We start from the raw sequence: 19,045 nt of genomic DNA on the forward strand, positions 1-19,045 counted from the left end.
GGAACAGAAACGCTGTTTTTCCCTATAACAGTTGGGGTCTGTTATGACATTTTGGCAAAACGCAGAATGGCGCTCTCCCGGCCTGCGCTGCGCTTAGCCGGGCTACGGGCTCGCCGTCTGCGGGGCGGTAACCCGGACAGGCGCGTCAGCGCCGCCTCCGGGAATGTGTTATTTCACTACACACCATAACAGTTTTTATAAACCACCATCATTTCTCATCTGATATATTATTGACCCTACGAATCGCAACACGGATCGACTAATGAAAAAGTACCAGCGGCTGGCGCAGCAGATTACCGAACAGATCGCGCTTGGGGTGTGGTTACCCGGCGACAGGCTGCCCTCGCTGCGCGAACAGGTGGTAAGCAGCGGAATGAGTTTTATGACCGTCAGCCACGCCTATCAGCTGCTGGAGAGCCAGGGACGTATCATCGCCCGCCCGCAGTCCGGCTATTATGTCGCGCCGCAGCCCACTAAACCGCGTCAGCCCGCTCCGCCTGCGCAGGTAACGCGTGATGAGGCGGTGGATATCAATACCTACATTTTCGAGGTGCTGCAGGCCAGCCGTCAGGCATCGATGCTGCCCTTTGCCTCCGCGTTTCCCGACCCGCGCCTGTTCCCGCTGCCGCAGCTCAACCGATCGCTGGCGCAGGTGAGCAAAACCGCTACCGCCATGAGCGTGATTGAAAATCTGCCGCCGGGGAATGATGAACTTCGCCACGCCATTGCCCGACGCTACGCGCTGCAGGGAATGAATATCTCGCCGGATGAAATCGTCATTACCGCCGGGGCGCTGGAGGCGTTAAACCTTAGCCTGCAGGCCGTCACCGAACCCGGCGATTGGGTGGTGGTGGAAAACCCCTGCTTCTACGGGGCGCTGCAGGCGCTGGAGAGGCTGCGCCTCAAGGCGCTGTCGGTGGCGACCGACGTCAAAGAGGGGATTGATCTCGACGCGCTGGAGCAGGCATTGCAGAACTATCCGGTTAAAGCCTGCTGGCTGATGACCAACGGGCAAAACCCGCTCGGTTTTACCCTCAGCGCGGGGAAAAAAGCGCGGCTGGTGGCGCTGCTGGCGCGCTATAACGTGATGCTGATTGAAGATGATGTGTACAGCGAGCTCTACTTTGGCCGTGAGAAACCGCTGCCGGCAAAGTACTGGGATCGCGACGATATGACGCTGCACTGCAGCTCCTTCTCCAAATGTCTGGTCCCCGGATTCCGTATCGGCTGGGTGGCGGCGGGTAAGCACGCCCGACGTATTCAGCAGCTACAGCTGATGAGCACCCTCTCTACCAGTTCGCCAATGCAGCTGGCGCTGGTGGATTACCTCTCGACCAAGCGCTATGACGCCCATTTGCGGCGTTTGCGCCGCCAGCTTGCCGAGCGCAAGCAGCTGGCCTGGCAGGCGCTGCTGCGTCATCTTCCGGCAGAGGTGAAAATTCATCATAGCGATAGCGGCTATTTTCTCTGGCTTGAGCTCCCCGCCGGGAGCGATGCGGGGGAGCTGAGCGCCCGCGCGCTGGCGTATAACATCAGCATTGCGCCGGGGAAAATGTTTTCCACCACCGCCAGCTGGACCGCATTTTTCCGCTTTAATACCGCCTGGGGCTGGGGCGAAAAAGAAGAACAGGGGGTTAAACGGCTGGGCGAACTGATTCGCGAGATGCTGACCTGACTAAAACTGCGCCCGTCAGGCATGCGCGGCAGCGGTTAAAAGGGAGGGCACCACGCTGCGGTTCTGTTTATATCCGGCAATTATCCGCTGCCGAAAAATAAGCCACGGAAGGCTCTCAGGTATCATGCCGGTTATTATTTTACCGGCACGAGCCATAGGAAATTTGCATAGTCGTATTATCTCGCTAACTCCTTGTCTATAATCCATAAAGTTATCGCGTGAATCTCGTTTTTTGCGTAATGCGCCCCTTGTCACAACCTGAATAAATTTCCCCGGGGGGCCATAGCGCGCCGTCTACTGTTATTAAGGGAGATATTTTTACGGCACGGCTGCCGCTCATTTTCTTGTGACAGGAGTAAGACCCGATGAGCAATAAAATTGCCCGTGGCAGCCTATGCGTGCTGGGTATGGTTTTCCTGACGGCGCAGGGCGCCGAGCCGCCGACTTCTCTCGATAAAGGCGAAGGCCGTCTCGATATTATCGCCTGGCCGGGATACATCGAACGGGGACAGACCGATAAAAGCTACGACTGGGTCAGCCAGTTTGAAAAAGAGTCAGGCTGTCAGGTCAATGTTAAAACCGCCGCCACATCCGACGAGATGGTCAGCCTGATGGCGAAAGGCGGTTATGACCTGGTCACCGCCTCCGGCGACGCTTCGTTGCGCCTGATTATGGGCAAACGCGTACAGCCGATTAACACCGCGCTGATCGCCAACTGGAAGTCCCTCGACCCGCGGGTGGAAAAAGGCGCGTGGTTCAACGTCAACGGTAAGGTTTACGGCACTCCGTACCAGTGGGGGCCGAACCTGCTGATGTACAACACGAAAACCTTCCCGACGCCGCCGGATAGCTGGAGCGCGGTGTTCGTCAAACAAAACCTGCCGGACGGCAAAACCAACCTGGGCCGGGTGCAGGCCTATGACGGGCCGATCTATATTGCCGACGCTGCGCTGTTTGTCAAAGCCACTCAGCCGCAGCTCGGCATCACCGATCCCTATCAGCTCACTGAAGCGCAATATCGGGCGGTACTCAAAGTTCTGCGCGATCAGCACGCCCTGATTCATCGCTACTGGCACGATACCACCGTACAGATGAGTGATTTTAAAAACGAAGGCGTCGTGGCCTCCAGCGCCTGGCCGTATCAGGCCAACGGCCTGAAAGCGGAAGGCCAGCCGATTGCCACCGTTTTCCCGAAAGAGGGCGTCACCGGCTGGGCGGATACCACCATGCTGCATAGCGACGCCAAACATCCGGTCTGCGCCTATAAATGGATGAACTGGTCACTGACGCCGAAAGTCCAGGGCGATGTCGCCGCCTGGTTTGGTTCGCTGCCGGTGGTTCCAGCAGGGTGTAAAGCCAGTACGCTACTGGGAGATAAGGGCTGCGAGACCAACGGCTACAACGAGTTCTCCAAAATCGCGTTCTGGAAAACGCCGGTCGCGGAAGGCGGGAAATTCGTGCCCTACAGCCGCTGGACCCAGGACTACATCGCGATTATGGGCGGTCGTTAAGTGGCCGGAGGCGAACAATATGCACGCGGTAGAGTTCGATAATGTTTCGCGGCTGTACGGCGACGTACGGGCGGTGGATGGCGTCAGCATCGCCATTCGCGACGGTGAGTTTTTCTCCATGTTGGGGCCCTCCGGCTCCGGCAAAACCACCTGCCTGCGCCTGATTGCCGGGTTTGAACAGCTCTCTGGCGGCGCGATTCGCATTTTTAATAAACCGGCCAGCGAGCTGCCGCCGTGGCAGCGCGACGTCAATACCGTTTTTCAGGATTACGCGCTGTTTCCGCATATGTCGGTGCTCGATAACGTCGCCTACGGGCTGATGGTCAAAGGGATCGGCAAAAAGGAGCGGCACGCCCGCGCGATGGAGGCGCTGGAGAGGGTCGCGCTCGCGTTTGTGCACGCGCGCAGGCCATCGCAGCTTTCCGGCGGCCAACGCCAGCGGGTGGCGATCGCCCGCGCGCTGGTAAATCAGCCGCGGGTCCTGCTGCTGGATGAGCCGCTCGGCGCGCTGGATTTAAAACTGCGTGAACAGATGCAGCTGGAGCTGAAAAAACTGCAGCAGGCGCTGGGCATCACCTTTATTTTTGTGACCCATGACCAGGGGGAAGCGCTGTCGATGTCCGATCGCGTGGCGGTGTTTAATAACGGGCGAATCGAACAGATTGATGCGCCCCAGGACCTCTATCTGCGGCCGAAAACGGCGTTTGTGGCTGGCTTTGTCGGTACGGCCAACGTGTTCAGCGGAGAACGGGCGCACAAGCTCTGCGCGATGGCGGGATCCTGGTCGCTGCGTCCGGAGCATATTCGCCTGAATGCCGCCGGCGAGATCCAGATTGCGGGCGTGGTGCAGGCGGTACAGTATCAGGGGGCCGCGACCCGGGTCGAACTCAAGCTGGCCGATGGCGGGAAGCTGCTGGTGAGCCAGGCGAACGTTGATGGTCACGCCGCGTTAAACGCGCCGCCGGTGGGGCAAACGGTGCTGGCTTCGTGGTCGCGCGCGGCGATGGTGCCGCTGGAGAGCGGGGGCTGATATGACGATGGCGATTCCGTCCGCTTCTCCCGGGCGCTTATCCGCGCTGTTTTGGCGTAAACCCTCGCTGGCCCTGTTTTTGCTTCTACTTGGCCCACTGATGTGGTTCGGCATTGTCTATCTGGGATCGTTGTTGACCCTGCTATGGCAAAGTTTCTACACCTTCGACGATTTCACCATGTCGGTGACCCAGGACCTGACGCTGGCCAATTTGCGGGCGCTGTTTAACCCGGCAAACTACGACATCATTCTCCGTACCCTGATGATGGCGCTGTCGGTAACGATCGCCAGCGCGATCCTGGCATTGCCTATGGCCTGGTATATGGCCCGCTATACCCGCGGCAAGATGAAGGCGTTTTTCTATATCGCCGTGATGCTGCCGATGTGGGCGAGCTATATCGTCAAAGCCTATGCCTGGACGCTGCTGCTGGCGAAAGATGGCGTCGCGCAGTGGTTTCTGCGCCATCTGGGGCTGGAAAGCCTGCTGAGCCTGGTGCTGACGATCCCGGCGGTAGGCGGCAATACGCTGTCGACTTCCGGTCTGGGCCGCTTTCTGGTGTTCGTCTATATCTGGCTGCCGTTTATGATCCTGCCGGTGCAGGCCGCGCTGGAGCGCCTGCCGCCGTCGCTGCTTCAGGCCTCCGCCGATCTTGGCGCCCGTCCGCGCCAGACCTTCCGCTACGTGGTGCTGCCGCTGGCGATTCCCGGCATTGCCGCGGGATCGATTTTTACCTTTTCCCTGACGCTCGGCGATTTTATCGTCCCACAGCTGGTGGGGCCGCCGGGGTTCTTTATCGGCAATATGGTCTATTCCCAGCAGGGGGCGATTGGCAATATGCCGATGGCGGCGGCCTTTACCCTCGTGCCGATCGTGCTAATTGCCCTTTATCTGGCGTTCGTGAAACGTCTGGGAGCGTTTGATGCACTCTGAACGCGCGCCGCTGCTCCTGAAGGTGGCAACCTGGGGCGGGGTGATCTTCCTGCATTTCCCGCTGCTGATTATCGCCCTCTATGCGTTTAATACCGAAGACGCCGCCTTCAGCTTTCCGCCGCAGGGCCTGACGCTGCGCTGGTTTAGCGCAGCGGCGGGGCGCGGCGATATTATCGAGTCCGTGACGTTGTCACTTAAGATCGCCGCGCTTTCCACCACCATCGCGCTGGTCCTTGGCACGTTGGCTGCAGGTGCGCTGTGGCGCAGCGCGTTTTTTGGCAAGAACGCCGTGTCGTTGCTGCTGCTGTTGCCGATAGCGTTGCCGGGCATTATTACCGGACTGGCGCTGCTTACCGCCTTTAAGGCCGTCAATCTGGAGCCGGGACTGCTGACGATAGTCGTGGGCCACGCGACCTTCTGCGTCGTGGTGGTGTTTAACAACGTGATTGCCCGCTTTCGCCGGACCTCCTGGAGCCTGGTGGAAGCGTCGATGGACTTAGGCGCAACGGGCTGGCAAACCTTTCGCTACGTGGTGCTGCCCAATCTGGGTTCGGCGCTGCTGGCGGGGGGGATGCTGGCGTTTGCCCTGTCGTTTGATGAAATTATCGTTACCACCTTTACCGCCGGACACGAGCGTACGCTGCCGCTCTGGCTGCTCAATCAGCTCGGACGCCCGCGCGATGTCCCGGTCACCAACGTGGTCGCGCTGCTGGTGATGGTGGTGACGATGATTCCGATTCTGGGGGCCTGGTGGCTCACCCGTGACGGCGACATCAGCGCTGAAAACGGAAAATAAAATACCGATACAGGATAATGCTATGCAAAATAACCTTTTGATTAACGGTAAGTTAGTGGCTGGGGAAGGCGAGGCTGTGCCGGTGTTTAATCCTGCCACCGGTGAAGAGATCGTGTCGATTGCCGAAGCCACGGCGGCGCAGGTTGAGGCCGCGGTTGAGGCCGCAGACCAGGCCTTTATCAGCTGGAGCCAGACCACTCCCAGGAGCCGCGCCGAATGCCTGCTGGCGCTGGCGGACGTGATTGACGAACATGCGCAGACGCTGGCTAAGCTTGAGTCGCTCAACTGCGGCAAGCCTCTGCACTGCGTGATCAACGATGAACTGCCGGCGGTCGCCGATGTGTTCCGCTTCTTTGCCGGGGCGGCGCGCTGTCTGCCGGGTATGGCGGCGGGTGAGTATCTCGAAGGCCACACCTCCATGATCCGCCGCGATCCGGTTGGCGTGGTGGCCTCCATCGCGCCGTGGAACTACCCGCTGATGATGGCGGCCTGGAAACTGGCCCCGGCGCTGGCCGCCGGCAACTGCGTGGTGATCAAACCTTCGGAGATTACCCCCTTGACCGCGCTGAAGCTGGGCGAACTGGCAAAAGAGGTTTTCCCCGCCGGGGTGCTTAACGTGCTGTTTGGCCGCGGCGCTACCGTCGGCGATCCGCTCACCGCCCATGCGAAGGTGCGCATGGTGTCGTTGACCGGTTCGATTGCCACCGGCGCGCATATTATCGGCCACACCGCGTCGTCGATTAAGCGTACCCATATGGAACTGGGCGGGAAAGCGCCGGTTATCGTCTTTGATGATGCGGATATCGACGCGGTGGTGGAGGGCGTACGGACCTTTGGTTTCTATAATGCCGGTCAGGACTGCACCGCCGCCTGCCGGATTTACGCCCAGGCCGGGATTTATCACCAACTGGTGGAAAAACTCGGCGCCGCGGTTGCCAGCCTGAAGATGGGCCCGCCGGACGATGAGACCACCGAACTGGGGCCGCTGAGTTCGCAGGCGCATCTGGAGCGGGTCAGCGCCGCCGTCGATGCCGCCCGCGCGCTGCCGCATATTCAGGTGATCGCCGGCGGCAGCAAAGCGCCCGGTAACGGCTACTACTACCAGCCGACGCTGCTGGCGGGAGCCAGGCAGGAAGATGCGATCGTCCAGCGCGAGGTCTTCGGCCCGGTCGTCAGCATCACCTCGTTTACTGATGAAGAGCAGGCGCTGAGCTGGGCCAACGATTCGCAGTATGGTCTGGCTTCGTCGGTGTGGACCCGGGATGTCGGCCGAGCGCATCGCCTTAGCGCGCGTTTGCAATATGGTTGCACCTGGGTCAACACCCATTTCATGCTGGTCAGCGAAATGCCGCACGGCGGGCAGAAGCTTTCCGGCTACGGCAAGGATATGTCGATGTACGGCCTGGAGGATTACACCACTATCCGGCACGTAATGATTAAACACGGGTAGGGCACGGTTGTGATAATTGCGGCATGGACAAATTACCGTGCTAATAGTTAGCAATAGCAGAAAAAGTTAAAACGGGAGCGGGGATTTATGAGAATATTCTCATGCCCCTTCAAGAGCTAAGCCATGATGAGTGCCGGAGATAAGCGCCGGATGGGGCTGGTTTCCTTCCCCGGGGCGCGCGATGCGCCCTGAGCGGGAAGCCGCGATATGACGCTACTCATTCTCGAGCCCCTGCATCACCTGCAGGGGCTTTTTGTTGTTCAGGCGCTACGGGTTTGTTACTGCGAGTTTGCCCGATGTCATGCGATCGCGTATTTATTACGTATCAAGACATCTATTTTTTGGCAAATGATAATCAGGCTAACGTTTTGTTTTTTTGCTCGGTAAACTCGCCTGGCGACGCTCGCGAACGTAGGAAAAAAGATTATAAATTGCAGCAATTAATAAAATTAACGCCACAATAAGAACGGCGATTCCGGACATGTGCCACCTCAAAAATAAATGAGTAAAAAACAAGCTTCGCATAACTTGTGATTATGAATGTATGATTTTGTGCTAAATAACGCAAATGATATTTCTTATCATTTAAAATAATCTGCAGGCTTTAGACTATCATTTTCCGATATAAACTATTGATATATTAATTATTTTTGTGAGTCTGTTCATTTTTCATAAATCCTTGCCGCCGCTGACCCTGCTAATAATGATGATCGCAATACGTTCTTGCGAACCTGCGTGTATAAAGAATAATGAACAATTACCCCGCGCGATGAAAAGCGCATTCGCTTTCAGCAATACCGTGTCGTGCGGCTTACGACGCATGGGGCATATTTATAGTTGGAATTAGACCTATTATTTATAATGGTATTTACGGCGGCCGGGGTGATTATTATCTCCGACGGTAGCGATTTAACATTGGCGATATTTAATCGCCCATTTTCACCTTTAAGCTTAGGGTGAATGTAATTTTTTTGTTAAATTTGCGGGCATCATTACGGCTAATAAGCCATGCGCCGGGCGTTTGACTTTCTATAGCCGCTCATGCGAACATTCGGCGCAATTTGTTGCTTCGAAGTTGATATTGTTTTGAATAAAATAGCGTGTTTTCTCTTTGTGGCCTGCGCCACGGCGATACTTTACGGCAATTTTCCGGCCAAACAGATTATTGGCTGTGAAAAGCAGGGTGGCGCGGAATCGCTCTGCATAGCGGCCGCGTGGGATAGTGAAAAAGTCGATCTGCTGCCGGCATGGAATCCCGACGTTCAAAAGCTAATGGTCGCGCAAAAGCGTACGCTTGCAGCGGAGGCGGGGTCTTTCAAATCGTAAAAAAGCAGCCTGACCAGGCTGCTTTTTTAGGTTTCGCTGCTGAGTAAAATCTTTAAAACCAACCAAAACGAACGGATAACAGGCCGATAAGCGCAAGTGCCGCGCCGACATTTATCAGAAGGACGGTTTTGCTGGAAACATCCATAACGCCACCTTTATGAATAAGCCTCTACAGTTATAGTACGCGCTTAAAGGTTGCGCTATCGGACAAAGATGAATCGGGCGTTTTTCCGAAATTAACGCTGTTGTGTGTTTTAAAATGTCATAATCTCTGACGCACTCTGGGGTGCGAAAAGGCATCGCGATATGCGTAAATGCCAGTCAGGGAAGGAAGAAGAAAAATGACTTTATACCAGAAAATGCTGGTTTTTTATGCAGTTATGGGCTGTATCTGTGCGGTAATAAGCTGGTTCTTAACCAAAGAGAGCCGCTGGATCCGCCTGCTGGCGGCGCTGCTGATTGGCGCGACCTGGCCGTTCAGTTTTCCAATGGCGCTGCTGGTCTCCCTGTTTTGATTTAAAAATCGATAGCTCACCTTTCGTTATGACTGTATAAAAAAACAGGCATAATTAAATGGAAGCTTTTCGATGAACGGTTTTTATTCTCCTCAGGCTGGCGCCACCGTGCGCTGGCTCGATCTACCCGGTTACGGCGAACCCATTGTGTTTATCCACGGCCTGGGCTGTGCCTCAAGCTATGATTATCCGCGCGTTGCTGCCGACCCGGCGCTGGCCGGGCGGCGAATGATCCTTGTCGATTTACCCGGTTTCGGCTATAGCGATAAACCTGAATCCTTCAGCTACCGTATCGCCGATCAGGCCGCGGTAGTGGTCGAGCTGGTGGATCGCTTAGCCCTTGAACGCTGCTATTTATTTGGTCACAGCATGGGCGGCAGCGTCGCGATTGAAGCGGCCGGGCGCCTTGCCGGACGGGTGCGGGCGTTGCTGGTAGCCGAGCCCAATCTCTATCCCGGGGGTGGAATGTACAGCAGGCGCATCGCCGGGCAAACGGAAGAACGCTTTATTGCCCGCGGCTACGCCGAAATGCTCTCCGCCGAAACCTCGCCCTGGGCCGGCTGCCTGCAAAACAGCGCCCCCTGGGCGGTGTGGCGCGGCGCGGCCAGCCTGGTGAAGGGCGCTAATCCCTCCTGGTTCGCGCGCTTTGTCAATTTATCCTGCCCCAGAGCGCTGATATACGGAGCGTTTTCGCTGCCTGCCCGGGAGGCGACGGAGAGTGAAGCCGCCGGGATCCCGCTGCTGGTGATACCGCAGGCCGGGCATTCCATGGCGTGGGAAAACCCCTCAGCGCTGGCGCGTACGCTGGCCGACTTTTACGCCGGTATTGAGGCAGAAGCCTGATTCGTGATCGCTATATACGAAAAGAAACGATATTTCATTTATTTTGATTTTTCGTTTCTTTTATTTTTGGCGAGTGCGAAATGCGAAAAATCACTATCCTGGGTATCTCGGCTTTACTCTGTACACCGCTGCTTCTGCAAGGGTGCGTGTCGCAAAATCCGCGCGGGACAGCTTCCCGCCCGCAGCTTACGGCGGCGGAAGCGGCAACCTTCACCATGGAACGCTATTTTGCAAAAGGCGGCGCGTTGAGTGCCCCCGATGGCCCCTGGTCGCCATCGCCTGCGCGTCTCCCGCGGGCCGAAAGCGCGTTGCGCGTAGCGCCGTCGGGTGCGCCGTTCACCCGCATTCAGCAGGCGGTCAACGCGGCAATCAACCAGCACGCGGCCGGTGATGAGCGTATCTATATCCGCATTGAACCGGGTATCTATCGGGAGACGGTCTATATCCCTGAAGGGGCGCCGCCGATAACCCTCTACGGCGCCGGGGATAATCCTCAAGCGGTGAGAATAGAGCTGGCGATAGACTCGCAGTTCCCGGTATCGCGCTATCGCCAGCAGGTGAATAGCCAGCAACAGTATCGTGAAGGCGATCCGGCCTGGTATCAGTATGCGCTGTGCGCCGGACGTACTGCCAGGACGATAGGCACCAACTGCGCGGCGGTGATGTGGTCGCAAAGCGCGGATTTTCAGCTGCTGAACCTCAGCGTAGTCAATAGCCTGCTGGACACCGTCGACGGTGCGACCCATCAGGGCGTGGCGCTGCGGACGGATGGCGATCGGGTGCAGCTGGAGAACGTCCGTCTGCTGGGACGCCAGGATACGCTCTATGTCAATACCAGCAATCGGCGCAATGAGGCGGTGACCGACCGTATCAGCCGGGTATATGTCAAAGACAGCTACGTAGAAGGCGATGTGGACTATGTTTTTGGCCGGGCAAACGTGGTTTTTGATAATGTCCATTTTCACACCGTCTCAACGCGTCGCTCGCCCGAAGCTTACGTGCTTGCGCCGAATACGTTGCCGGATAACCCGTGTGGATTTTTGGTGATCAACAGCCGTTTTACCGGCGATAGCGGCTATCGGGGCGGCTTCAAGGCGAAGCTGGGCCGCGCCTGGGATCAGGGGGCGAGCAAGACCGGCTATTTACCCGGAAAAACCGCTAACGGTCAGGTGCTTATCGCCAACAGTACTATCGATCAAAGCTACGATCGGCTTTCCCCCTGGGGCGCTGCGGCCACCACCTCCCGGCCGTTCCGCGGCAATCCCGCCGCAGAGCGTCAGCTTGATGATGTTGCCTTCAATCGCCTGTGGGAATTCAATAACCACTGGCAGCCCTGAGGCTTAAAACGGTAGCTCGCGCGGGACCGTTTGCAGCGTTATCCAGCGTAGCTCGGTAAACTCCGCCACGCCCGCGCGTCCGCCAAAGCGGCCGTAGCCCGACGATTTGCAGCCGCCAAACGGCATTTGCGCCTCATCATGCACGGTGGGGCCGTTAATGTGGCAAATGCCGGTTTGCAGATTTTGCGCCAGGTTCCACGCCCGGGCGCTGTCCCGGCTGTAGATCGCCGATGAGAGGCCATATTCGCTTTCATTGGCGACGGCCAGCGCTTCGGCTTCATCCTGAACGCGAATAATCGATTTCACCGGGCCAAAGGACTCCTCATGCCAGATGCGCATCTCGCGGGTGACGCCATCGAGCAGGGTGGCGCGCATCTGCGTTGAGTCGGACATGCCGCCTGCGAGCAGGCGCGCGCCTTTCGCCAGCGCGTCCTCTATTAGCGCGTTGCAGCGGGCGACGGTTCTCATCTCCACCACCGGACCGAGAAGGCTGGCGGGCAGGGCGGCGGCTCGTTTGGCCAGCAGCGCCACGAACGGTTCCGCGACGGCGGCATCGACGATGATGCGCTCGGTTGACATGCAGATTTGCCCGGCGTTGGCGAAGGCGCCAAAAATTGCCCCTGCCGCGGCCTGTTCGAGGTCAGCGTCATCCAGCACCAGCAGCGGCGCTTTGCCGCCCAGTTCCAGTATCGCGGGTTTCAGATGTTCACCGCAGGTGCGGGCGATTATCCGCCCCACCGGCGTCGAACCGGTGAAATTGATGCGGCGTACGGCGGGGTGGGCGATCAGGGACTCCACCAGCGCAGGCGCGTCGGCGGGGGGACAGGTCAGATAATTGACCACCCCGGCGGGAAAGCCTGCCGCTGCCAGGGCATCGATGATCAACCCCTGGGTTGCCGGAGACAGCTCCGCGCCTTTGAGGATAACCGTATTTCCACAAGCCAGCGGCGTGGCGATAGCGCGGGTCGCCAGGATTAATGGCGCGTTCCACGGCGCCATGCCGAGCACGACTCCCGCGCCCTGGCGGATGCCCAGCGCCAGATTTCCCGGCACGTTGGAGGGGATCACCTGGCCCTCGATTTGCGTGGTCAGCGCGGCGGCTTCACGCAGAATATCGGCGGCCAGGTGGACGTTAAAACCGGCCCAGTGCGCGGTGGCCCCCGTTTCTGCCGCCATCGCGGCAATAAACTTCGCCTCGCGGCGCAGCATCTCTTCTGCGGCTTCCAGCAGCAGGCGTCGGCGTTCGGCGGGGACCGTGTCGCGCCACTGCGGGAACGCCGCGCCCGCGGTATCGGCGCAGCGACGAGCGTCCGCCAGGCTGGCGGCGCTGGCAACGGAGGCGGTCTCTTGCGTCAGCGGATTGTTGCGGGTAAAGGTGGCGCGGCCTTCGGCATCGTGCCACTGGCCGTTGGTGTACAGGCTGCAGGTTATGGTCATTGTTATCTTCTCCTGACGTTACGATTTGCCGAGTGTACCGGGTGGCGCGGGAGCGCGATGCCGGCGGGGCGGTTATCGCCCGCTTTTTTCGTAACCTTCCGCACGCTTCACATTTATTGCTGGATTCAATGACGTCAAACGAGCGGATGTAGAATTAATCGGCGAAAACGCGGTTTTTAGCATAACCTGATAGCAATTGATTATTTGCCGGTTGAATCCTCCTGTGCTGTTATTAAAGCACTTATAACAAATTCATAAGGCTTATAACCATGTCTACAGGGAAAACGCTGCTTGCGCTGGCGTTGAGCGCACTCTTTCCGGCGGCCAGCGCCTGGGCGGCGGGAAACGATACGCTGGTCTACTGCTCCGAAGCTTCGCCGGAATCTTTCAACCCGCAGATTGCCAGTTCGGGCCCATCGTTCGTCGCCAGTTCTCAGGTGCTTTATAACCGCCTGATAAACTTCGATCCGGTGAAAAACACGCCAATTCCTTCGCTGGCGACCGAATGGAGCGTCTCGCCGGACGGCAAAACCTGGACTTTCACCCTGCGTAAGGGCGTGCAGTTCAACAGCAACAAATTCTTTAAGCCGACCCGCGATTTCAACGCCGATGACGTGCTGTTCTCGGTGCTGAGGCAGAAAGATGCCAACCATCCGTACCATAATGTTTCTCAGGGGCATTACGAATACTTTCATGACGTTGGGCTGGATAAGCTGATCAAAGAGGTTAAAAAGCTCGATGATTACCACGTCCAGTTTGTACTGAGCGAACCCAACGCGGCGTTCCTCGCCGACTGGGGCATGGATTTTGCGTCGATACTCTCCGCTGAATATGCTGATGCGATGCTGAAAAAAGGGACGCCGGAGTATGTCGATACCTGGCCTGTCGGCACCGGACCTTACGCGCTGCAGCAATATAAAGCGGATTCGCAGATCCGCTATATCGCCAATCCGCACTACTGGGACGGTGAAGTGCCGACCAAACACCTGATCTTCTCGATCACGCCGAACGTTGAGACGCGGCTGGCGAAGCTGCAAACCAATGAGTGCCAGATTATTCCCGCGCCGTCGCCGGTACAGTTCCCGGTGATTAAGGGCAATAAAGATCTGGCGTTGCATTCGGTAGAAGCGCTCAACGTTGGTTATCTGGCGTTTAATACCGAGAAAAAGCCGTTTGATAATGTTCTGGTGCGTCAGGCGCTGAACTACGCGACCGACAAGCAGGCGATCGTGAAAGCGGTGTTCCTCGACTCCGGCAGCGTCGCGAAATCACCGATCCCCGCCAATATGCTCGGCTATAAGAAAGATCTACCGGACTACGACTACGATCCGCAAAAAGCGAAAGACCTGCTTAAGCAGGCCGGACTGGAGAAGGGGGCCGAAGTGACCCTGTGGTCGATGCCGGTGCAGCGTCCCTATAACCCCAATTCGCGCCGTATTGCCGAGATGATCCAGAATGACTGGAGCAAGGTCGGGATTAAAGCCAAAATCGTCACCTATGAGTGGGGGGAATATCTCGCCGGAATGCGTAAAGGCGAGCACGACAGCGCGCTGTTTGGCTGGATGTCCGATAACGGCGATCCGGATAACTTCGCCGGCACCCTGCTAAGCTGCGATAACATCAAAACCGGCTCTAACGTTGCCCGCTGGTGCGATAAGTCCTACGATGCGCTGGTGAAAAAGGCTATCCTGGTCAGCGATCCGCAGGCGCGGGCTAAGCTATACGGCGAGGCGCAGACGATTTTTCAGCAGCAGGCCCCCTGGATCACCCTGGCGAGCGGGAAGACCTTCTACGCGACGCGCAGCAACGTCAGCGGCTACAGCGTGAGCCTGATGGGCAGCGATTTTTCCAAAGTTAAACTCAACTAAGCTGCAAGGAGAAAACATGTCGCATCTGGATGAGGTCGTCGCCCGCGTGGACGCCGCGATTGCCGAAAGCGTCATTACCCATATGAATGAATTGCTGATCGCGCTGAGCGATGACGCGGAGCTGGGGCGGGAAGAGCGCTACGTTCAGCAGCAGCGTTTGCGGACCGCCATCGCCCACCATGGCCGCCAGCAGCATGAGGAGCAGGAAGCGCGCCGCGAGCAGCTAACCCGCGGCGGCGAAATTCATTAGTCAAGCCGTTAGAACTGGCGTCTGGCCACCAGCCAGGCGCCGACCACCAGCATCACCGCGCCGCAGAGCGGGCCAATCAGCGCGCGAAGCGGGACGTGGTGCGCACGAATCAGATCCATCACTAACCCCCCCGCCAGCTGGCTGGCAATCAATACCGCAATGGTGGTTGCCGCTCCGACGTTCTGATAGCCGCTGATGCTGGCGAAGACAAAGAACGAGCCTAGCAAACCGGGAATGAGCGTCCACCACTTTACGCTAACCGCCAGCTCCTGAAACCCCGCCGCGCCGTGCTTAAGCAGCAGGATGGTCACGAAAATCACGATGCCGACCAGCGAGTTAAGCAGCATGGCGATCAGTATGGTCGATGCGGACTGGGTAATGCGCACCATCAGCGTGTTTTGCAGCACCAGCCCGACGCCAGCGGCAACTAAACAGGCGAGGGTTAGCGTTTGATTCATGCGCTACCGTCCGGATCGCGGCGATCGTCAAGCTGCAGCTGCATAAAGGTCAGATCCAGCCAGCGGCCAAATTTGGTGCCAACCTGCGGCATTTGCCCGGTGGTGATAAAGCCCAGGGTATCATGCAGATGCAGTGAAGCCTGATTTTGCGCCTCAATACCGGCAACCATAACGTGCTTATTCAACCGCTTAGCCTCGGCGATGAGGGCGACCAGCAGACGGCGGCCCAGCCCTTGGCCCTGATGATCGGGGTGAACATAGACGGAATGCTCGACGGTGTGGCGAAAGCCGTCAAAGGCGCGCCAGTCGCCGAAGGAAGAATAACCGGTAATTACGCCGTTTTCTTCGCTGACCAGCACCGGATAGCCGACGAGCTGTCGGGCCTCAAACCAGGCAATACGGTTGTCGGTATCGACGGTATTGTCGTTCCAGATAGCGGCGGTATGCAGTACCGCATGGTTGTAGATTTCAGCGATTGCCGCGCAATCGTCTTTGCTGGCATGGCGGATGGTCATGGTAACCCTCAAGGCTTGTACACTATAGTAGTACGATATTATTACAATAATGTACGCAAGGCTGTCACCTGTTTTAGGCAGAAATTTTTATCCTCGGCTGACCGGCGTCGGATACGCGATTTCTTTTCATTTATTGCCGTAACGCCGTTTACATTAACGGATTGAATGACTCTCCGTGTTTGCCCGGCCGATTATTACGCCGGGCTTTTTCATTTTCATTCCCGGTGCCGGGCGTCTGGTTGTGCAAACAGGCGGGCTACACTATAGTATTACGCTATGAATACTATAGAAGACAATCTTAACCAGCGCATCAGCGCACGTATCCGAATCGAGCGGGAATCCCGCGGCTGGTCGCTCAGCGAACTGGCGGAGCGGGCGGGGGCGTCGCGGGCGATGATCCACAAGATCGAGCGCGGCGAAAGCAGCCCGACGGCATCGATGCTGGGACGGTTATCCGGCGCCTTCGGCATTAGCATGTCGACGCTGATCGCCAGGGCGGAGATGCAGGAAGGCAAGCTGCTGCGCTTTGCCCATCAGCCGGTGTGGCGCGACCCGCAGAGCCACTATCTGCGGCGGCACGTTTCGCCGCGTAGCGACCTGCCAATCGACCTGGTGCAGGTGGAGCTTCCGGCGGGCAGCGATGTGCCGATGCCTGCGTCATCCTACGCCCAGGCCCGGCAGCTGATCTGGCTACAGCAGGGCGAGCTGGTGTTTATCGAAGGCAACGCGCGCCACGAGATGCAGGCGGGGGACTGCCTGGAGCTCGGGCCACCTAACGACTGCCGCTTTATTAATGAAACCACGCAGCCCTGCGTCTATCTGGTCGTCCGACTCAATCAATCTGCCTCATAATGTCAATGCGCGCTGCCGGGAAAGCAGCTAGCCTCAATACAGACTTGTCAAAAGAGGAGTGTGTTATGGCTTTCAATCCGCAACGCCACCGCCGCTGGCTGCTGGCATCGCGTCCGCACGGCGAGCCAACCGGGGAGAACTTCCGCCTGGAAGAGGGCGAGGTCGCGTCTCCCGGGCCGGGGCAGCTGCTGCTGCGCACCGTCTTTCTGTCATTGGATCCCTATATGCGCGGGCGGATGAGCGACGCGCCTTCCTATTCGCCGCCTGTCGCCATTGGCGCGGTGATGGTCGGCGGCACCGTGAGCCGCGTGGTGACATCGAACCACGCCGATTTTCAGCCCGGCGACTGGGTGCTGGGCTACGGCGGCTGGCAGGATTATGAACTTTCCGACGGCAGCGGGCTGGTGAAATTAGGCGACAGCCCTGAACACCCTTCGTGGGCGCTGGGGATCCTCGGCATGCCCGGCTTTACCGCCTATATGGGGCTGCTGGATATTGGTCAGCCGAAAGCGGGCGAGACGCTGGTGGTCGCCGCCGCCACCGGGCCGGTTGGCGCAACGGTCGGACAGATCGCGAAGCTGAAAGGCTGCCGCACGGTGGGCATCGCCGGCGGCAGCGAGAAGTGCCGCTATGCGGTAGAAACTCTCGGCTTCGACGTCTGTGTCGATCACCGCGCGCCCGATTTCGCCGTCAAACTGCTTGAAGCCTGCCCGCAGGGGATCGATATCTATTATGAGAACGTCGGTGGGAAAGTGTTCGATGAAGTTCTGCCGTTGCTGAATACCTCGGCCCGCGTGCCGGTTTGCGGCCTGGTCAGCGGCTACAACGCCACCGCGCTGCCCGACGGCCCGGATCGCTTGCCGCTGCTGATGGCGACGATCCTCAAAAAACGCATCCGCATGCAGGGCTTTATTATCGGCCAGGATTACGGTCACCGGATTGCCGAGTTCCAGCAGGAGATGGGGCGCTGGGTGCAGGCAGGGAAAATCAAATACCGCGAGCAGGTCGTTGACGGCCTGGAGAACGCGCCGCAGGCGCTCATCGGTCTGCTGAAGGGCGAGAACTTCGGTAAGGTGGTGGTTCGCGTCTCTCCGGACGAGTAACCGCTTACCCGGCAGGCGTCGCGCCTGCCGGGTTTTATGATGATTTACGCGTAAAACGCCAGCCGCTCGGCCAGCAGGTCAACAAACGCCTGGCGATCGACATCGAGCATCACCGTAGCGTTCGGCTGCTTACCGGTCAGATTGTAAAAATCGACGACCGTCATCCCCTGAGTATATTTCCCCTGCGTTTCCACGCCGACCCAGCGTTCAACGGTGGTAAACATCTCCGGCTTCAGCAGCCAGGCAATGGTGCACGGGTCGTGCAGCGGCGCGCCGACAAAGCCCCATTTCTCATCCTTGTGGTACTCAAGAAAGAAGTCGAGCAGTTCGGCGACGATGGTGGATATCGGGTTGCCGATACGGCGGAAACGCTCGATATCCTCAACGTGGATTTGCGCTTTATGGGTGACGTCTAACCCGGCCATCACCACCGGAAGGCCGGACTGGAAAACGATCTCCGCGGCTTCCGGGTCGACGTAGATATTAAACTCGACCGCCGGCTGCCAGTTCCCCAGCACCATTGCGCCGCCCATAATCACAATACGCTCGATTTTGGCATGCAGTTCCGGATGGCTGTTGAGCAGCAGGGCGACGTTGGTTTGCGGGCCGGTGGCAACGATCGTGACCGGTTCGACGCTGTCGCGCAGGATGTTGGCCATCAGCTCGACGGCGGTGCAGCTTTGCGCGGCAAAGCCCGGCTCCGGCAGCGCCGGGCCGTCAAGACCGCTCTCGCCATGCACGTTGTCGGCGATAATCAGCTCCCGCATTAGCGGCTTAAGCGCGCCGCCGGCGACCGGGATATCCGGGCGTTTAAGCAGGGTGAGCATGCGCAGTACGTTACGCAGCGTTTTGTCCGGGGTCTGGTTTCCCGCGGAGGACGTCACGGCTTTTACATCGAGTTCGGGTGAGGCGAGGGCAAGAACGAGGGCAATCGCGTCATCATGACCCGGATCGCAATCGATAATGACTGGCAGTGCCATGGCAGCTCCTTGTTGGCGTTATTTTGTGACAAGGGTAACGCCGCAAAGCGCCATAGACGAGGCTCAACGCAGAATAGTGTGATGACGTGCACGATTGAGCGCGACATAACGCGACGCTTGCCAACATAGCTGCTTGATCTGTGCGCAATCAGGAGGTAGCCATGCGGT

The 19,045-nt window shown here is 58.2% G+C and carries 20 protein-coding genes; 14 read left to right on the forward strand and 6 right to left on the reverse strand.

Annotation, left to right across the window (positions count from 1 at the left end):
* Positions 1 to 262 precede the first annotated feature (262 nt).
* The 6 genes from CMQ96_RS19170 (at position 263) to patD (ending at position 7,393) form a co-directional block, all read left to right on the forward strand.
* Positions 263 to 1,675, forward strand: a complete 1,413-nt coding sequence (locus CMQ96_RS19170) for a PLP-dependent aminotransferase family protein (protein WP_049087246.1) — start codon at positions 263 to 265, stop codon at positions 1,673 to 1,675.
* Between the two features lie 365 nt (positions 1,676 to 2,040).
* Entirely contained in the window at positions 2,041 to 3,186 is a 1,146-nt protein-coding gene (ydcS, locus tag CMQ96_RS19175; protein ID WP_098067172.1) for a putative ABC transporter substrate-binding protein YdcS, read from the forward strand.
* A 19-nt stretch (positions 3,187 to 3,205) separates the two neighbouring features.
* Complete coding sequence (locus CMQ96_RS19180; RefSeq protein ID WP_064342614.1) at positions 3,206 to 4,216, forward strand: ABC transporter ATP-binding protein; 1,011 nt, start codon at positions 3,206 to 3,208, stop codon at positions 4,214 to 4,216.
* 1 nt (position 4,217) lies between these two features.
* The gene (locus CMQ96_RS19185; RefSeq protein WP_004120810.1) at positions 4,218 to 5,147 is read left to right on the forward strand and encodes an ABC transporter permease; all 930 of its coding nucleotides are present in this window, start codon (positions 4,218 to 4,220) and stop codon (positions 5,145 to 5,147) included.
* Positions 5,137 to 5,943, forward strand: a complete 807-nt coding sequence (locus tag CMQ96_RS19190; RefSeq protein ID WP_004138923.1) for an ABC transporter permease — start codon at positions 5,137 to 5,139, stop codon at positions 5,941 to 5,943. The genes CMQ96_RS19185 and CMQ96_RS19190 overlap by 11 nt, the downstream gene beginning before the upstream one ends.
* 22 nt (positions 5,944 to 5,965) lie before the next feature.
* The gene (patD, locus tag CMQ96_RS19195) at positions 5,966 to 7,393 is read left to right on the forward strand and encodes an aminobutyraldehyde dehydrogenase (protein WP_049087248.1); all 1,428 of its coding nucleotides are present in this window, start codon (positions 5,966 to 5,968) and stop codon (positions 7,391 to 7,393) included.
* Between the two features lie 360 nt (positions 7,394 to 7,753).
* Here patD and CMQ96_RS19200 read toward each other — a convergent pair whose 3' ends face one another.
* A complete protein-coding gene (locus CMQ96_RS19200) occupies positions 7,754 to 7,876 on the reverse strand; it encodes a small membrane protein (protein WP_004138919.1) in 123 nt (40 codons plus the stop codon).
* A 558-nt stretch (positions 7,877 to 8,434) separates the two neighbouring features.
* Here CMQ96_RS19200 and CMQ96_RS19205 point away from each other — a divergent pair.
* Positions 8,435 to 8,719: a hypothetical protein gene (locus tag CMQ96_RS19205; RefSeq protein ID WP_098067173.1), complete on the forward strand. Its 285-nt coding sequence runs from the start codon at positions 8,435 to 8,437 to the stop codon at positions 8,717 to 8,719.
* A 52-nt stretch (positions 8,720 to 8,771) separates the two neighbouring features.
* Here CMQ96_RS19205 and yncL read toward each other — a convergent pair whose 3' ends face one another.
* The gene (gene yncL, locus CMQ96_RS19210; RefSeq protein WP_004101822.1) at positions 8,772 to 8,864 is read right to left on the reverse strand and encodes a stress response membrane protein YncL; all 93 of its coding nucleotides are present in this window, start codon (positions 8,862 to 8,864) and stop codon (positions 8,772 to 8,774) included.
* Positions 8,865 to 9,060: 196 nt separating this feature from the next.
* On the opposite strand from yncL, the gene CMQ96_RS19215 reads away from it, so the two are divergent.
* The 3 genes from CMQ96_RS19215 to CMQ96_RS19225 all read left to right on the forward strand — a co-directional run bounded on the left by CMQ96_RS19215 (position 9,061) and on the right by CMQ96_RS19225 (position 11,414).
* Entirely contained in the window at positions 9,061 to 9,234 is a 174-nt protein-coding gene (locus CMQ96_RS19215; protein WP_004101823.1) for a GhoT/OrtT family toxin, read from the forward strand.
* A 72-nt stretch (positions 9,235 to 9,306) separates the two neighbouring features.
* Positions 9,307 to 10,077 (forward strand): alpha/beta fold hydrolase, encoded by a 771-nt coding sequence (locus CMQ96_RS19220; protein WP_064371741.1) that lies wholly within the window; start codon positions 9,307 to 9,309, stop codon positions 10,075 to 10,077.
* Positions 10,078 to 10,157: 80 nt separating this feature from the next.
* Positions 10,158 to 11,414 carry a putative acyl-CoA thioester hydrolase gene (locus CMQ96_RS19225; RefSeq protein WP_098067174.1) on the forward strand — a complete coding sequence of 419 codons (1,257 nt, stop codon included), beginning with the start codon at positions 10,158 to 10,160 and terminating at the stop codon, positions 11,412 to 11,414.
* 3 nt (positions 11,415 to 11,417) lie between these two features.
* Here CMQ96_RS19225 and CMQ96_RS19230 read toward each other — a convergent pair whose 3' ends face one another.
* A complete protein-coding gene (locus tag CMQ96_RS19230) occupies positions 11,418 to 12,851 on the reverse strand; it encodes an aldehyde dehydrogenase (protein ID WP_098067175.1) in 1,434 nt (477 codons plus the stop codon).
* A 269-nt stretch (positions 12,852 to 13,120) separates the two neighbouring features.
* On the opposite strand from CMQ96_RS19230, the gene CMQ96_RS19235 reads away from it, so the two are divergent.
* The gene (locus CMQ96_RS19235; protein ID WP_098067176.1) at positions 13,121 to 14,719 is read left to right on the forward strand and encodes an ABC transporter substrate-binding protein; all 1,599 of its coding nucleotides are present in this window, start codon (positions 13,121 to 13,123) and stop codon (positions 14,717 to 14,719) included.
* Between the two features lie 16 nt (positions 14,720 to 14,735).
* Complete coding sequence (locus CMQ96_RS19240; protein WP_004120770.1) at positions 14,736 to 14,969, forward strand: YdcY family protein; 234 nt, start codon at positions 14,736 to 14,738, stop codon at positions 14,967 to 14,969.
* Between the two features lie 8 nt (positions 14,970 to 14,977).
* On the opposite strand, the gene CMQ96_RS19245 is transcribed toward CMQ96_RS19240, so the two are convergent.
* Together CMQ96_RS19245 and CMQ96_RS19250 are read right to left on the reverse strand one after the other, a co-directional pair.
* Positions 14,978 to 15,427 carry a DMT family transporter gene (locus CMQ96_RS19245; RefSeq protein WP_004138908.1) on the reverse strand — a complete coding sequence of 150 codons (450 nt, stop codon included), beginning with the start codon at positions 15,425 to 15,427 and terminating at the stop codon, positions 14,978 to 14,980.
* Positions 15,424 to 15,942, reverse strand: coding sequence for a GNAT family N-acetyltransferase (locus tag CMQ96_RS19250; RefSeq protein WP_004138905.1), 519 nt, complete (start codon positions 15,940 to 15,942; stop codon positions 15,424 to 15,426). The genes CMQ96_RS19245 and CMQ96_RS19250 overlap by 4 nt, the downstream gene beginning before the upstream one ends.
* Before the next feature lie 276 nt (positions 15,943 to 16,218).
* On the opposite strand from CMQ96_RS19250, the gene CMQ96_RS19255 reads away from it, so the two are divergent.
* Both CMQ96_RS19255 and CMQ96_RS19260 read left to right on the forward strand, forming a co-directional pair.
* Positions 16,219 to 16,794 carry an XRE family transcriptional regulator gene (locus CMQ96_RS19255; protein ID WP_098067177.1) on the forward strand — a complete coding sequence of 192 codons (576 nt, stop codon included), beginning with the start codon at positions 16,219 to 16,221 and terminating at the stop codon, positions 16,792 to 16,794.
* Between the two features lie 65 nt (positions 16,795 to 16,859).
* The gene (locus CMQ96_RS19260) at positions 16,860 to 17,897 is read left to right on the forward strand and encodes an NADP-dependent oxidoreductase (RefSeq protein ID WP_024358261.1); all 1,038 of its coding nucleotides are present in this window, start codon (positions 16,860 to 16,862) and stop codon (positions 17,895 to 17,897) included.
* 44 nt (positions 17,898 to 17,941) lie between these two features.
* On the opposite strand, the gene rihA is transcribed toward CMQ96_RS19260, so the two are convergent.
* Positions 17,942 to 18,877, reverse strand: coding sequence for a pyrimidine-specific ribonucleoside hydrolase RihA (rihA, locus tag CMQ96_RS19265; protein ID WP_024358260.1), 936 nt, complete (start codon positions 18,875 to 18,877; stop codon positions 17,942 to 17,944).
* Positions 18,878 to 19,045 lie beyond the last annotated feature (168 nt).

Origin of the sequence: Klebsiella sp. MBT K-1 (genome assembly GCF_002556465.1) — a bacterium.
Taxonomy (GTDB): domain Bacteria; phylum Pseudomonadota; class Gammaproteobacteria; order Enterobacterales; family Enterobacteriaceae; genus Klebsiella; species Klebsiella grimontii.

Coding starts and splice junctions, on each gene's coding strand:
- CMQ96_RS19225 (WP_098067174.1), top strand. CDS start 10,158: ATGCGAAAAATCACTATCCTGGGTATCTCGGCTTTACTCTGTACACCG.
- rihA (WP_024358260.1), bottom strand. CDS start 18,877: ATGGCACTGCCAGTCATTATCGATTGCGATCCGGGTCATGATGACGCG.
- CMQ96_RS19255 (WP_098067177.1), top strand. CDS start 16,219: ATGAATACTATAGAAGACAATCTTAACCAGCGCATCAGCGCACGTATC.
- CMQ96_RS19245 (WP_004138908.1), bottom strand. CDS start 15,427: ATGAATCAAACGCTAACCCTCGCCTGTTTAGTTGCCGCTGGCGTCGGG.
- CMQ96_RS19220 (WP_064371741.1), top strand. CDS start 9,307: ATGAACGGTTTTTATTCTCCTCAGGCTGGCGCCACCGTGCGCTGGCTC.
- CMQ96_RS19235 (WP_098067176.1), top strand. CDS start 13,121: ATGTCTACAGGGAAAACGCTGCTTGCGCTGGCGTTGAGCGCACTCTTT.
- CMQ96_RS19205 (WP_098067173.1), top strand. CDS start 8,435: ATGCGAACATTCGGCGCAATTTGTTGCTTCGAAGTTGATATTGTTTTG.
- CMQ96_RS19215 (WP_004101823.1), top strand. CDS start 9,061: ATGACTTTATACCAGAAAATGCTGGTTTTTTATGCAGTTATGGGCTGT.
- CMQ96_RS19240 (WP_004120770.1), top strand. CDS start 14,736: ATGTCGCATCTGGATGAGGTCGTCGCCCGCGTGGACGCCGCGATTGCC.
- CMQ96_RS19200 (WP_004138919.1), bottom strand. CDS start 7,876: ATGTCCGGAATCGCCGTTCTTATTGTGGCGTTAATTTTATTAATTGCT.
- yncL (WP_004101822.1), bottom strand. CDS start 8,864: ATGGATGTTTCCAGCAAAACCGTCCTTCTGATAAATGTCGGCGCGGCA.
- CMQ96_RS19230 (WP_098067175.1), bottom strand. CDS start 12,851: ATGACCATAACCTGCAGCCTGTACACCAACGGCCAGTGGCACGATGCC.
- CMQ96_RS19260 (WP_024358261.1), top strand. CDS start 16,860: ATGGCTTTCAATCCGCAACGCCACCGCCGCTGGCTGCTGGCATCGCGT.
- patD (WP_049087248.1), top strand. CDS start 5,966: ATGCAAAATAACCTTTTGATTAACGGTAAGTTAGTGGCTGGGGAAGGC.
- CMQ96_RS19250 (WP_004138905.1), bottom strand. CDS start 15,942: ATGACCATCCGCCATGCCAGCAAAGACGATTGCGCGGCAATCGCTGAA.
- CMQ96_RS19170 (WP_049087246.1), top strand. CDS start 263: ATGAAAAAGTACCAGCGGCTGGCGCAGCAGATTACCGAACAGATCGCG.
- ydcS (WP_098067172.1), top strand. CDS start 2,041: ATGAGCAATAAAATTGCCCGTGGCAGCCTATGCGTGCTGGGTATGGTT.
- CMQ96_RS19190 (WP_004138923.1), top strand. CDS start 5,137: ATGCACTCTGAACGCGCGCCGCTGCTCCTGAAGGTGGCAACCTGGGGC.
- CMQ96_RS19185 (WP_004120810.1), top strand. CDS start 4,218: ATGACGATGGCGATTCCGTCCGCTTCTCCCGGGCGCTTATCCGCGCTG.
- CMQ96_RS19180 (WP_064342614.1), top strand. CDS start 3,206: ATGCACGCGGTAGAGTTCGATAATGTTTCGCGGCTGTACGGCGACGTA.